Annotated in this window: 12 protein-coding genes; 8 read left to right on the top strand and 4 right to left on the bottom strand. The window is 45.1% G+C overall.

Annotated elements, in window-relative coordinates; translation table 11 throughout:
* Positions 1–273: 273 nt before the first annotated feature.
* The 7 genes from CES81_RS04835 to CES81_RS04805 all read left to right on the top strand — a co-directional run bounded on the left by CES81_RS04835 (position 274) and on the right by CES81_RS04805 (position 5,541).
* On the top strand, positions 274–540 hold the full coding sequence (locus CES81_RS04835; RefSeq protein ID WP_089089341.1) for a hypothetical protein: 267 nt from the start codon (positions 274–276) through the stop codon (positions 538–540).
* Positions 540–2,015 carry a glycoside-pentoside-hexuronide (GPH):cation symporter gene (locus tag CES81_RS04830; RefSeq protein WP_089120895.1) on the top strand — a complete coding sequence of 492 codons (1,476 nt, stop codon included), beginning with the start codon at positions 540–542 and terminating at the stop codon, positions 2,013–2,015. The genes CES81_RS04835 and CES81_RS04830 overlap by 1 nt, the downstream gene beginning before the upstream one ends.
* Positions 2,016–2,278: 263 nt before the next feature.
* Positions 2,279–2,785, top strand: a complete 507-nt coding sequence (locus tag CES81_RS04825) for an ECF transporter S component (RefSeq protein WP_225356347.1) — start codon at positions 2,279–2,281, stop codon at positions 2,783–2,785.
* Positions 2,786–2,788: 3 nt separating this feature from the next.
* Positions 2,789–3,652: a PfkB family carbohydrate kinase gene (locus tag CES81_RS04820; RefSeq protein ID WP_089120894.1), complete on the top strand. Its 864-nt coding sequence runs from the start codon at positions 2,789–2,791 to the stop codon at positions 3,650–3,652.
* 43 nt (positions 3,653–3,695) lie between these two features.
* Positions 3,696–4,868, top strand: coding sequence for a MalY/PatB family protein (locus CES81_RS04815; RefSeq protein WP_180949732.1), 1,173 nt, complete (start codon positions 3,696–3,698; stop codon positions 4,866–4,868).
* A 197-nt stretch (positions 4,869–5,065) separates the two neighbouring features.
* Positions 5,066–5,302, top strand: coding sequence for a hypothetical protein (locus CES81_RS04810; RefSeq protein WP_089089346.1), 237 nt, complete (start codon positions 5,066–5,068; stop codon positions 5,300–5,302).
* A 5-nt stretch (positions 5,303–5,307) separates the two neighbouring features.
* Positions 5,308–5,541 carry a hypothetical protein gene (locus CES81_RS04805; RefSeq protein WP_089089347.1) on the top strand — a complete coding sequence of 78 codons (234 nt, stop codon included), beginning with the start codon at positions 5,308–5,310 and terminating at the stop codon, positions 5,539–5,541.
* Positions 5,542–5,616: 75 nt separating this feature from the next.
* Here the strand turns inward: CES81_RS04805 and CES81_RS04800 are convergent, their stop codons facing one another.
* The 4 genes from CES81_RS04800 to CES81_RS04785 all read right to left on the bottom strand — a co-directional run bounded on the left by CES81_RS04800 (position 5,617) and on the right by CES81_RS04785 (position 11,392).
* Positions 5,617–6,282 (bottom strand): histidine phosphatase family protein, encoded by a 666-nt coding sequence (locus CES81_RS04800; protein ID WP_089120892.1) that lies wholly within the window; start codon positions 6,280–6,282, stop codon positions 5,617–5,619.
* A gap of 96 nt (positions 6,283–6,378) precedes the next feature.
* A complete protein-coding gene (locus CES81_RS04795; protein ID WP_180949731.1) occupies positions 6,379–9,465 on the bottom strand; it encodes a YfhO family protein in 3,087 nt (1,028 codons plus the stop codon).
* Positions 9,466–9,575: 110 nt separating this feature from the next.
* Complete coding sequence (gnd, locus tag CES81_RS04790; protein ID WP_089120890.1) at positions 9,576–10,475, bottom strand: phosphogluconate dehydrogenase (NAD(+)-dependent, decarboxylating); 900 nt, start codon at positions 10,473–10,475, stop codon at positions 9,576–9,578.
* A 125-nt stretch (positions 10,476–10,600) separates the two neighbouring features.
* A complete protein-coding gene (locus CES81_RS04785) occupies positions 10,601–11,392 on the bottom strand; it encodes a YdcF family protein (RefSeq protein WP_180949730.1) in 792 nt (263 codons plus the stop codon).
* A gap of 346 nt (positions 11,393–11,738) precedes the next feature.
* Here CES81_RS04785 and tyrS point away from each other — a divergent pair, with 346 nt between their 5' ends.
* On the top strand, positions 11,739–12,995 hold the full coding sequence (tyrS, locus tag CES81_RS04780) for a tyrosine--tRNA ligase (RefSeq protein WP_089089352.1): 1,257 nt from the start codon (positions 11,739–11,741) through the stop codon (positions 12,993–12,995).
* Positions 12,996–13,475: the final 480 nt, after the last annotated feature.

Genomic DNA, 13,475 nt, shown 5'->3' with positions numbered 1-13,475 from the left:
TTATGATTGAAAAGGCCTTGATATACCCGTACAAAGGGATTTTTACCAACAAATTGACTAAAAGTTGGGTAAAAGTTTATTGAAATTTAAGTAAGCGTTTACAGTCATCGGCAAATTGTGCTAGAATGTCCGTAGGCTATCGAGGAAGGGTAGCAAAAATAATTGGTCTGTGTTTGTAAAAACAAATGACGATTGTTGAGTTTGAAATATATCCTGATTATTTATTTTATCGTTTGTTTTTATCGAACAGCCAAAACTTAGGAGGCATGAGTAATGGCTAGTAAGAGCAGTGATAAGATCACACTAAGTCCTGAAGCATTTGCACAAGCGGTTCTTGGTGGTAATCCGAAGCGCGATGACGAAGAAGATAAGATTTATATCAAGCGTCAGTTAACGCTTTATTTGGAAGCATTGTTGTTGGCACAAGACTTTAATGATCTCGAAGAGACTCGATTTGATGTTGCTAAGTCCGAACAGCGTAGTAAGATTCTCTCTAAGATTATTGAGCATCGTTACGAAGGTTCAGGGAGTGGCGAATAATGGAACAAAAAAAAGAAAGTCATGCTAAACAGTATACATCATACGCATTAGGGGCCTTCGGGCATGATGCGTTCTATGCGACATTAAGTACTTATTTGATGTTGTTTATTACCAGTGAATTATTTAATGGGGCTGCTAAAGGTGTCAAGTCTCATATGATTCTGATTATCACTACCATGATGATGATCATTCGGTTAGTTGAAATCGTGTTTGATCCAATCATTGGTGGGGTTATTGATAACACCCAGACCAAATATGGTAAGTTTAAGCCATGGTTGCTTGTTGGTGCTGGGATCAGTGCTATTTTCTTAGTCCTTATTTTTACGGATTTTGGTGGCTTGACTAATTCAAACCCAATGCTTTACGTTGTTTTGTTTGGTATTTGTTATGTCATCATGGATGTCTTCTACTCGTTTAAAGATATCGCACTTTGGTCGATGCTCCCTGCTTTGAGTGTTGATGAAAAGGTTCGTAATAACTTTGGTACGACTGGTCGTTTAGGGTCAACAATTGGTGCCCAAGCGGTTCCAATTATGATTTTCCCACTGATTGTGTTCTTCTCACACGTGTTCTCAGGAACAAGTGGTCAAACGAAGACGCAAGCCGGTTGGATTGGCTTTGCCGTTGTCATTGCAATCTTCTCATTTGGTGGTGCTTTATGCACGGCCTTGGGAACTCATGAAAATACGAGTTTAATTCGTCAAAACACCGAACGTACTGGTGTGATTGGTATTTTCAAAGCGTTAGGTAAAAACGACCAGTTGATGTGGTTGGCAGCTTCATACTTCCTATTTGCTTTAGGTTACGTTGTTACTAACTCACTATTGGCTTACTACTTCACCTATGTATTGGGTCAGTCAAACAAATTCACTTTTGCTGGCTGGATCATGGCGGTCTTAGGTGTTATCTCCGTATCACTCTTCCCAGTGATTGTTGAGAAAGTTCACCGGAAAGCGATTTATGTCGGTGGTATTTGCATGATGTTAGTCGGCTATATTCTGTTCTTATTTGCAGGACACAGCTTACTCGCCGTATTAGTTTCCGTCGCCGTCTTCTTCTTCCCATACCCAATGATTTTCTTGGCCGCATTGATGACCATCACTGATAGTGTTGAATATGGTCAATGGAAGAACGGTACTCGGAACGAATCCGTTACCCTTTCTATTCGGCCATTGATCGATAAGCTGGCCGGTGCGGTTGCTAACGGAGTTGTCGGTATCGCCGCCGTCCACTCAGGTATGACTGGTAACGCTGCGCCAAGCAGCATTAGCCACGCACAACTGATGGGCTTTAAGACTTACATGTTCTTCGGCCCAATGGCTTTGGTTGCCGTTGCCGCTCTCGTCTACTACACGAAAGTTAAGTTGACTGAAGACAAGCATAAGCAAATTGTCGACGAACTTGAAACGAAGTTAAAAGCTGAAAAGGCTGCTAAAGAAGGTAAAACTTCTAACGATGCGCCTGACGCACAATAAACGTTGATTGAAAGTCGTAATGACCACTACAGAGATGGTGGCATTACGGCTTTTTTTGTTTAACGTGACAATTCGGGCTTGAGAACCATTAGGAGTAGATGAGGCAATTGTGCCATTTTTAAATGAAATTAGTACAAATAGCTGTGTAGGCTTGCTATAATAGGAAAAGGATGCTGCCTTGTGTTTTAAAGACATGTGTGGTGTAATGTGCATGTAATGTGATAAGTGGATTAAAATTTATGAAGAAAAGAGAGCGAAGCAGAATGGAAAAGAAACGCCATATTTCAACCCGAGAAGTAGTTTACTTAGCAATGCTGATTGCTGTAACCGTCGTCATTTCAAGGTTCTTCTTAATTCCGGTTCCCATGACACACGGAAACGTTAACCTCTGTGATGCGGGGATCTTTATTGCGGCACTTCTACTTGGTCGAACTCAGGGTGCAGTTGTTGGGGCCTTTAGCGGCTTACTGCTTGATTTGATTTCAGGATACACGCAATACATGATTTTTTCGTTTATTGTTCACGGGCTTGAAGGCTTTGTCGCTGGCTGGATCGGCGGTAAGAAGTCAAAGTCGGCCAAGATCATTGCTATGACCATTGGTGTGCTCGTCATGGTAGCAGGCTATTGGGCAACGGATAGTTTACTTTACGGGTTTAAAGTCGGCTTGATCGGTGTGCCAACCAACTTTATTCAGGGAATTGTTGGCGGTGTTGTGGCTTACGTGGTTTCCATTCCGCTGGAAAGCCGTTTACCCAGGTTGATTGGCTAGTCAATGCTAGCTCGAGCCTTACACAACCAGCCATTTTTAGTTGCTGAAGACCTTTCTGCTATCGGTACGATGTCCCTGGGTGTTGCCGTGCCAATTTTGGCAGCTCTGGGAGTACCAGCAGCAATTTTGCCAACTCAGGTGTTGTCTACACAGACGGAGGGCTTCGGTACTCCCGCAAAACAGTACTCAGCGTCTTGGGTCGAGGAGACCATGGCGCACTGGCAGCGTGAAAAGATTCAGCTTTCTGGTGGGCTGATTGGCTATGTGGGACAAACTGATTTACTCTTTCAGTTAACGCACTTAGTCGTTGCTCAGCAGTTGCACCCGCTGATCGTTGACCCCGTAATGGGTGATGATGGGGAGCTTTATCCGGGATTACCAGCAACCTATGTCACGTTGATGCGCAAACTGGTGAGCCATGCGGATGTGATTACGCCTAATTGGACTGAGGCACAATTATTAGCTGACCGGCCAATAAATGCTCATCAGCCTAAGCGAGCTGATATTGCAGCCGTGTTTGCTGCCTTAAACACGCTGGTCGGCGATAAAACAAAGATTGTGATCACGGGTATTCCTAGTGAGCGTGAGATTTTAACTGCTTATCAGGAGGGCCGCAAACAGCACACGATTGCTACAAAGCTGAGAGCAGGACACTTTTACGGCAGCGGTGATGTTTTCTCCGCGTTACTAAGTGCTGCTCTCGTGCATGACGTCGACCTTGATGCCGCGGTTAAGCTTGCGGTAAAGGGCGATACGATTTCTCTGGATCAAACGTCAGAGGCTGGTTATCAACGCCGCTTCGGCATGCAGCTAAGTCTTTTGCTGGCTTGGCTGGCACAAGAAGTCATGCCCCAGCTTGATCCGTAAGCTGATGGATTCAAATCAATATGTGAGAGAAGAGGAACTGCATATGATCGATACTAACGTCAATCGACGGCAGGATCATAACGTGAAGTGGTCAGTCACTAAGAACGATGATCAACTCTTACCAATGACTATTGCTGATATGGATATTGCGACCCCTCAGTTCATTAGAGAAGCGATTCAGCGGGTCTTAGATAAAAAAGTGCTGGGTTATATCATGCCAAGCACGGGGTTCTACGATGCCATTATTCACTGGCAAAAAGAACGACACGGCGTCAGGCTTAAACGCGAGCAGCTGATTATGCTGCCAAGTATTGCAGTCGGACTGTCATTGGCAATTCGCCATTTGACCCAAGTTAATGACGGTATTATTGTGATGTCGCCATATTACCCACCATACCGGCAGTTAGTGATCAATAATCAGCGTCAGTTTGTTGAATTTCCGCTCGTTCAGCGGGAAGGGCAGTATGTGATTGATTTTGACCGGTTAGACCAGGTGATGAGTGATTCTCAGGCTAAGGCAATTGTCGTTTGCAACCCGCATAATCCTGGCGGTTGTGTCTGGACCACTACAGAATTACAGCGGATTCAAGATATTGCTAATGCTCACCATGTTTTGGTGCTGGCAGATGAGATTCATGATGACGTTGTTTTTTCCGATAATCGGCCCGTTTCAATGCTGTCTGATTTAATGGGTGAAGAGGCTGTTAACCAGACAGTACTCTTGAAATCAGCCACTAAAGCATTTAACTTGGCGGGGCTGAAGTGCGCTTTCTTGGCGGTTAAAAATCCACAACTATTGGCCACGCTTAAACAAGCGGCAGCTGCTGAAGCTACTGAAGAAGTTAACACGTTGGGTTTAGTTGCCACACGGACTGCTTACGAACAGGGTGCGCAATGGTTAACGGAGGTGAACGGTTATCTAGAAGAAAACCGGAACTTCGCCTATGGATACTTGCGGGAGAACATTCCCATGATTCGACCAATGTACCCAGAAGGAACGTATCTCATGTGGCTGGACTTTATGGCCTATGGTCTCACGGATGATGAACTTGACGCAAAGCTCCGCGAACTTGGTCATCTCTGCTTGAATCCGGGCATTGATTACGGCAAAACGGGCAGTGGCTTCATGCGGCTTAACTTTGCGGTGGATCGATCAGTTTTGGAAGATGCCATGCATCGGCTGAAGACTTTTGATCAAGCTGTAAGAAAAAAGTAGCGTTTAATATAAATAAAACATAATAAACAGAGTGTCTGATTTTTCGGTTGATATAGCCGTAAATCAGGCATTTTTTAGTTTATGTCTGGTTTGTCATTGAACTGTAAAACGGTTTCAAGGAATGTTCATAATTTATTCGAAACTATTTCTTATTGGTTTGATAATTTAAATACATAGAAGAAAAGGAGGCGGCGTGAATGAGTGAAGCACCTGAAATCAGTGCAGGTCGACTAGTAAGATGTCAGCATGCAGAAATGAGTAAGCCATTTCTTGGTCGGGTAAATCAAGTATTTGGCAGTCGGCTTGTCGTTGAGGTGATGAACTTTCACTTTCATGATCGCCGCATAGTTGAACAGAACCAATATAAACTGGTAGTTGAAGCAAATGATGCTAAGGCAATGACAATCGTTCAGTGCCAACGACGGAAAGGATGATCAACATGATTAAAATCAATGATATCGTAACCTGTGAACCCAATGGTAACCTTACTTGCAGTTTTGTGGGGCGAGTGGAACACATTTATGAACGTACCGTGATGGTAACCGTGATGGATCATCATCCCAGCGACCGGTTTAAGGTGGCAGAATTAATGGGCCGGGTAGTGGTTGCCAAAAGCAAAGTGAAGACACAGGCTGAAACGGCGGTTCAGAAGCGTCAAGTAGCTGAAGCCTAAATCAGAAAAAGAAGACCTGCTAACCAGTTTGCAAGCTGGCTAGCAGGTCTTCTTTTGGTGAAATAAATAAATTCATTATTTGGCAACAAAATCGGTTTTATTAAAGAAGTCGACTTTGATATCGTTATCCGTAATGGTTAACTTTGAAATGCTGCCGTTAATGGTCGGGACCCCTTCATCCAGTTCGGGTGCGTAGCGGTCAATGATCGACCGAATGGTCATACCGTGTGAGACGACGAGTATTTGGTCGCCGTCATGGGTATTGTCACGTAATTTATTAAAGCCACGGTCTAGCCGTTCCCAAAACATGGCGTTGCTCTCCGCTTCACCATAAAGGTCAGCTTTGTGGATCAGGTCGCGGGCTTTTTCCAAGCCGTATTTACCCAGCACGGCGGATTCAGAAGTTAACTGAACCTGTTCACCAACAAACTGCCACATTTGGTTAGCATCGTTACCTTCGAAGTAACCGTGGCACTGCTCACGAAATTCGGGATACTGGTAACTGATAATATTAATGTTTTCCTTATTGGCCTTTAAAATGTAAGACGCCGTTTCAATTGCTCGGCCCGAATCACTGCTGTACGCAGCAGCAAAGTCGATATTCTTTAACTGCTGGCCGGCACGTTTAGCATCGGCAATTCCCTTTTCAGTTAGTGGGGAATCGATCCAGCCCTGAATTTTATTATAGTGGTTCAGCATTGTTTGCCCGTGCCGAACGAAGTACGCAGTAAATGTTTTCACAGTAAACCCTCCCAGAATGCAAAAATATGTTTCATTCACGTTCATTATATCAATTTATGCAAGCCTTTCCAAACGTTGATTGATCCGCTTTAACGGTTAGTGACGCCGGGGGGAAATAGCTTTTTGACGTGCATGGTGCTTAATCATCAGCCAACCGCCGGACAGTACTGCTAAGGTCACGCCGATGATCGATAACCAGAAGCCGGCTTTTAGCCCGGGAGTACGATAAGTGAGTTTGATTCGATGGGTACCGCTCGGAAGGGTGGCACCCACAAATCCAGAGTTAACCAGCTGTGTTTTTGCCGCTTGCCCATCAATCTTCAGCTGCCAGCCCTTACTGTAAGGAATGCTGGTAGTGAGGATTCGCTTGCCGGCACCGACAGAAGTGCCACTGACCTCGTTGTTAGTGACGTGCTGGTGAAGCAGACCGGTCTTTTGCAGGTTGGTCGTTTGCTGGCGATATTTGGCAGCGTACGGGACGGCAATGACTTTAACGTGCTTGAAGTGAATTTTTTCCGCACTAGTAAATGAAAGGTTAATGGTCTTCCGCAAATGAGTGGCATAACCCAGGTTGATCAGCAGGTGGTTTTTAGGCTCGTAGTCGGAAAGGTTATTGATACCAAACTGGTTGTAGACCGTTTTGCCACGGCTGGTTTTAATGGTCATCGTGTAAGCATTAAAGAGGGGGTTGTTAATGATCGTCCGCCAGTTATTTTTCTGCTGGCCCTTCGGCAGCGGCGTACCAGCAAATTTAGCTTTCATGGCATAGTGATTCAGCCGTTTGGCAGTATCGGGAAAAGTAGTTGAAATGCCGGAGAGGTCCAAGTAAAGTTCACTGCCTTGGACTTGTTTGGGGTGCTTCAGCTTCAGTGCGTAGGTTTGCTGCTGCCCAAGTACGTCGCTGGTCATTTCGTGAAGGCCATTTCGGTTGGCTTCAGTATTGTTATCGATAATCACTTGATTTTGGGCTAATAGCCTGTCCGCCTTAGTTGAAGGCTTATCAAGGCCGGTTGCCGCAGCGTAGTTAGCCGCTTCCTTAGGGGGGAGAGGCTGTTTGCCCAGTGCCGCTGATTGGGAGTGCTTGGTATTATGCTGCAGCCGGTAGTTGATCAAGTCCGGGATCTTCAGGACCGGCAGACTGGTTAGTTGAACCTTGTAGCCCACGTGCTGAGTTGCGGTTTTCGGCTGTGTTTTTGCCACTCCTGGGACCGCTTTTTTGACACTAGCACCTTCGAGTAAGGCTTCCTGCCGTTGCAGCGCGGTTAGTTTCTGAAAGACGGTTGGCGTGATCTGCGAACTTTGGGTATAAACCAGCGGTAAGGCATAGCGGTTCTTTAAAATTGCTGTGCCAGTTCCGTTGCCCACAGTATAGACCGGGTGGTCTGCAATAATGACGGGTTGGCCGCGCTTGGTTTTTAACTGCTGGAAGCCGTAGGGCATCGCCTTATGATTCAGCATGTCATCTTCCCGAGCAAAGAGGTATTTTACGTTAAGCAGGGAAAGAATAGAACCACGGGTGTCGGCTTCACTGGTAGGGTTGTTCATGCTGTTTTGAACGTTGGCGAGTTGCTGATTGAAGTGGTTCACATCACCGTTTTGAACCGAATAGTACGAACTGATGGTGTGCGTGTTCAGCAGCATCGGGAGGTTGTTGCCGACGGTTGTCATTGTATAGTAATCGTTAGTCGTGGAAGTCCGGTAAAAGTGCTTATCATGCTGATGCAGGTACTGATCAGCAATGTCGTAGTACCATTTTGACCATTGATTAGCAGTGTTAGCAGGGAGCTCATTTTCTGGGGCACCACTGTAATTGTCGTCGTAAAAGCTTAACCCAGTAGCGATGGCATTCAGCATCACCAGACTTAGTAATCCCCATCTTAGCGGTTTAGCAAGTTGCGGTTTTAAAAGCAGCAGGCTAAACAGCCAAACAAACAGCATGAAGATCAGGTAGGTCAGCAGCTGAATCTGCCGAAACTTAAATAAGTAACCATTGGCTACCCAAATGACGATAATTAAACCAGCAATGATACCGGTCAGCCAGAGAAAATCCCGGACGCTATAGTCAGCCAGGTGGTCGACTAAGGTAGCGGCAACTAAGGCAAAGACTAACTGAGCCATCATCAACCAGCGATTGGAAGGGGTACTCAGTACGTTTAAGGTGGCAGCTACGGCTGGAAAAAGCAGGCCAAGTGCAATTAAAATCAACGTGATATTGAGCGCCAGATAACGTTTGAACCGACGCAACGTCCAAATCATGGCAATCAATGAGAGCCCACTAGTTGCGATCAATGCCCAGTAGTAGATATTACCGTTGGAGGTTAGGAGGTTATCAGGCAGTGTGCGGTAGTAAATTTCGGGGTACCAGAACAGGTTATTGGCAAAAATCGATCCGCCCATTCGCGAACTGTTCATCATGGCCATGACGTTCGGCAGTAAAATAACGGCGGCCAGCAGAAGCGCAAGGACCATCGACATTAAGAAGCGCAGCAATAGTTGCCATACTTTCGGGATCAGGGCACCCTTTTGCTTTAAATCGCAGTATCTAATGATCAGAAAAATCAGTGCACCAAAGGCCATTAAATAAGCAAAGTAGACGTTGCAGACTAAAATAGCCGCGGTGATGGTTCCTAGCCACCACCATGATTTTCCCTGTAAGACCCAGTCAACCGTGAGGCAAAGCAGGGGGAAGAAAATCATTGGCAGCAAGAAGAACGGGTGGTGATAACTGACATAGAAGGCAAAACCGTTAAAGGTGTAGATCAAGGCACCGATAATCTGGCCAACGGGTTTAAAGTGGAAATGTTTGGCTAGTACGATAAAGGAGAGACCAACAACGTACAGCCTAAGAATGGTCAATAACGTATAGCCCAGCTCAATTTGGTGGACGGGAAATAGTACAATTAAGTAACTAAACGGGTCGCCGACTAAGTAGTAGGCAAAAGTGGTCATTTGATCAGCACCGAGGCCTAAATTCCAAGACCAGCTAAACAACGATTGATGAGCGGTACCCTGCAGGATACGGTAGAATTCTTTTAAAATGGGGTAGTGCTGGGCAATGCCATCTAGATTCCAAATGGTAGAGTGGCCGGTAGCGCGGAGTGCACCAAAGGAAACCGCTGCGATGATGATAAACGCCAGTGTGTAGATGAACCACACTGGTAACCGATTAGTTTTATGTTTCAAAGTAAACTCTCCCCAGTTTGATGTAATAACTCATTATCGCATATTCAATCTGATGATGCGAAGTAAAAAAGGCCACGCAATTGCGTGGCCTTTTCATCATTGGTTTAAAATTAGTTTTTGTCCATTGCGTGACCACCGAAACCGTTACGTAAGGCAGAAACGACTTTACCGTTGAAGGTGTCATCTTGCATTGAACGGAACCGTGTCATAACAGCAGCTGAAATAACTGGTGTTGGTACAGCGTGGTCCATTGCGTCTTCAACAGTCCATTGGCCTTCACCGTTAGAGTGCATACGGCCCTTGATGGCATCTAAGTTAGGATCCTTTTCAAAGGCTGCCTCAGCCAATTCCATTAACCAGCTGCGAACAACTGACCCGTTGTTCCATACCTTAGCAACGGCACGGTTGTCATAATCGAAGTCGGAGGCTTGGAGAACTTCAAAACCTTCACCGATGGCTTCCATCATCCCGTATTCGATACCGTTATGAACCATCTTCAAGTAGTGACCTGAACCGGCTTTACCAGTGTAGAGATAACCATCTTTTTGTGAGATATCTTCAAATAATGGGCGGATCGTTTCGAAGACTTCTGGTTCGTCGCCACCGATCATGAAGTTACCGCCGTTAAGGGCGCCGCTCCAGCCGCCTGAAGAGCCACAGTCAAAGTAGTGGATGCCCTTTGCGCCTAGAAGACGGTTGTGACGGAGTGAATCTTTCCAGAAAGTGTTACCGCCGTCAATAACGATGTCGCCCTTGCCTAAAGCACCGGCTAAGTCGTCAACGGTAGCATCAGTTGGTTTACCAGCAGGTACCATGATCCAAACAATCTTTGGTGATGGTAACTGATCAATCATTTCTTTGAGTGTCGTTGCTTTATCAGCGCCGTAAGTGGCTGCTTCTTCAACTAAGTCAGTGTTCAAATCGAAACCAACAACTTCATTGTTATGCCGAATCATGTTTTGGGCTAAGTGAATACCCATTTTACCTAATCCAATTAAACCTAATTTCATCAGAAAAACTCCTCGCTTCTTTTTACCTGAAATTTTGCAACAGGATTAGTATATAAGATTCCCTTTACTTTCGCAAGGGAAAATGTAAAAAAATTACAGTTTTATTTTCATGTGTGAAAATTCACTTATTCAAAGGCCTGTACGAGTAGGGTTCCCAGCACCCAAATGACGATTAACGGCCACTTTAATTGCAGTAATAAAGCAGCTATTTCCCGCATTATTGCGGGCATCAGGGCGGCAGTGGTAGTCCAGGAGCCTAAAAGCTGAACCGGTAAACGCTGCCGCCAAGCTAACAGCTTGCTGCGAACGAGGTGATAGTCGCTGGTGACGACCAGGATGCGGGGCTTACCCGGCCCGTGCCAATCGTTTTCAATCAGTTGTTTTGAAAACTTAAAGTTGGTTTCTGTAGAAGTAGCGTGCTGCTCCAACAGCAGCTGATTTGGGTCAACGTGAGACTGTTTTAAATATTTAGCCATGACAGCCGCTTCGCTTTGAGGCTCATCACCACCCTGACCGCCCGTTAACACCAGCTTAGGCGGTTGTTTCTGTGAAACGCAAAAGGTAAGTGCTGTCTGCAGACGTCTGACTAGCGTTTTTGAAGGCCCATTTGAAGTGACCTTGGCACCCAGTATGATGAGGTAGTCGGGTCTCTTTAGGGTACTTGTCTGCCGGTAATACCAATTGGTCAGCCAGAAGTAGGCGGATGCAGTTAAATACCAAGTTAAAAAGCCTACGCTAAAAGCTGTTGCTAGCGTGTGGTGAGGCCAGATGATCAGCGGCAGGCAGATCAGTAGATCCCAAACGATCAGCAGGCTGATTAATGGCCCCCAAACCAGGCGTTGGTCATGCTGTCCCCGCACTAAGGGTAAGATAGCTGCCAAATTGGCCAGGGTAATAAGTGTTAGAATGATGAGCAAACAATCACTTCCTTTGGTTGTTTCTTCTATTATAGATTAAACGGCTCCCAGACTGCAGCTTGACTTTTGCTGACAGGATTTGTAGTATTAATGACAGCTATGAAGCACCGAAGTAGGCGATGGGCAACGATTTAGAAACTTGACGAATGCTGCAAGTCAAGCGTCCCGGCTGACCGAATTACAGTGTGGAGCGATCCAGTTAATCACTGGCGGGTCATGCCGATATCGATGTCGAGCGACGCTGCCATAGTGGCAACGTAACTTGGGTGGTAACGCGGAATTCAATTTCGTCCCTATTAGTCAATGACTGGTGGGGACTTTTTTAATATCTTGAGGAGGTTTAACTGTGACAATTTTAGATGAACTTAAATGGCGTGGCGCGATTAATCAGCAAACGGATGAAGCAGGGCTGTCTGACTTGGTTAAAAATAAGTCGGTTGGTTTATATGTAGGGATCGATCCTACCGGAGATTCAATGCATGTGGGACACCTAATTCCCTTTATGATTTTGAAACGATTCCAGTTAGCTGGACACCGGCCTTACATTGTTATCGGTGGCGGTACTGGTTCAATCGGGGATCCCAGTGGTAAGAAGTCCGAACGTGTTTTGCAATCTATGGAACAAGTTCATCACAATGAAGCGGCCATTACCGCACAAATGGAACATTTATTTGGTCAGGATGGCAGCTTTAAGATCGTTAACAACTACGATTGGCTTTCAAAGATGTCTCTGCTAGAATTCTTACGGGATTACGGTAAGTTATTCAACGTTAATAACATGCTGGCTAAAGAAGTCGTTGCTTCACGGCTTGAAGTAGGTATTTCGTTTACTGAATTTACTTATCAAATCCTCCAGTCAGTTGATTTTCTTCATTTATATCAAGCCGAAGACGTTCAACTTCAGGTTGGGGGTGCGGACCAGTGGGGGAATATCACTGCTGGGATTGACTTGATTCATAAAATTGAGGGGCCAGAAGCAAAGGCGTTTGGTCTGACCATTCCACTGATGTTAAAGGCGGATGGGACGAAGTTTGGCAAAACTGCTGGCGGCGCTGTTTGGCTCGATCCAGAAAAGACGACACCTTATGAGTTCTACCAGTTCTGGCTGAACCAAGATGATCGGGACGTTGTTAAATACTTGAAGTACTTTACTTTCCTGAGTCAGGATGAAATTGATGATTTAGCTAAGAAAGTTGATACGCAGCCTGAAAAAAGAGAGGCTCAGCGCCGGCTGGCTGAAGAAGTGACTGAATTTGTCCACGGGCAGGCGGCCGTTACTGAAGCTGAGAATATTTCCAAAGCACTTTTTTCAGGGGATGTGGCTAATTTATCCGTTAGTGAAATCGAACAGGGTTTCAAGAACATGCCTTCAGTTGATGTAACGAGTGATAAGCGCAATATTGTTGAGTGGCTGGTTGATGTGACCGCCATTGAACCGTCTCGCCGTCAAGCTCGTGAAGACGTCAATAACGGGGCGATTCGTATTAACGGTGAAAAAGTAACGGACGTCAATGCTGAAATTGATCCAAGCACCCATTTTGATGGCAAGTTTGTGATTGTACGTCGCGGTAAGAAGCGTTACTTCTTAGCCAGAGTTAAATAATAGTCTTTTAACTGGGGAATCGATTCGTGAAAACGAGTCGATTTTTTTGTTATTAATATGAAGTTGTTTATCGCTGTATCTTCGAGACCTGGTTATTGAAAGAGTGAGGCAGGCTTGATTTTTAATTAATTTAAAAAAGTAATTGACCAAGCCGGGAATACTTGGTATGATGTTATCTGTTGTCGCGAGAGATGTGAAGCACATGTACCGGTTCAAAGTTTTAAAAGTTATGTGTTGACAATTGATGGTGATGATGATATTCTTAATAAGTTGCCTCAGCGAGAGACATTTCGATAAGGAATGTTGATACAGAAAGTTTTTATTGACTTTCTTGAGGTGATCAGGTACAATTAAAAAGCTGATTCGAAAAAGGATTTGCTTGGTAGACCTTTGAAAACTGAACAAAGTTTTGTTTCACAAATGTGCAGGGTATATCAGTTTCGGCTGATATCAAATGTAATTTGCGAAGTCAATTTCGCT

It is taken from the genome of Secundilactobacillus pentosiphilus (genome assembly GCF_002217985.1).
Taxonomy (GTDB): domain Bacteria; phylum Bacillota; class Bacilli; order Lactobacillales; family Lactobacillaceae; genus Secundilactobacillus; species Secundilactobacillus pentosiphilus.
This window is presented reverse-complemented; position numbering and strand designations above follow the sequence as displayed.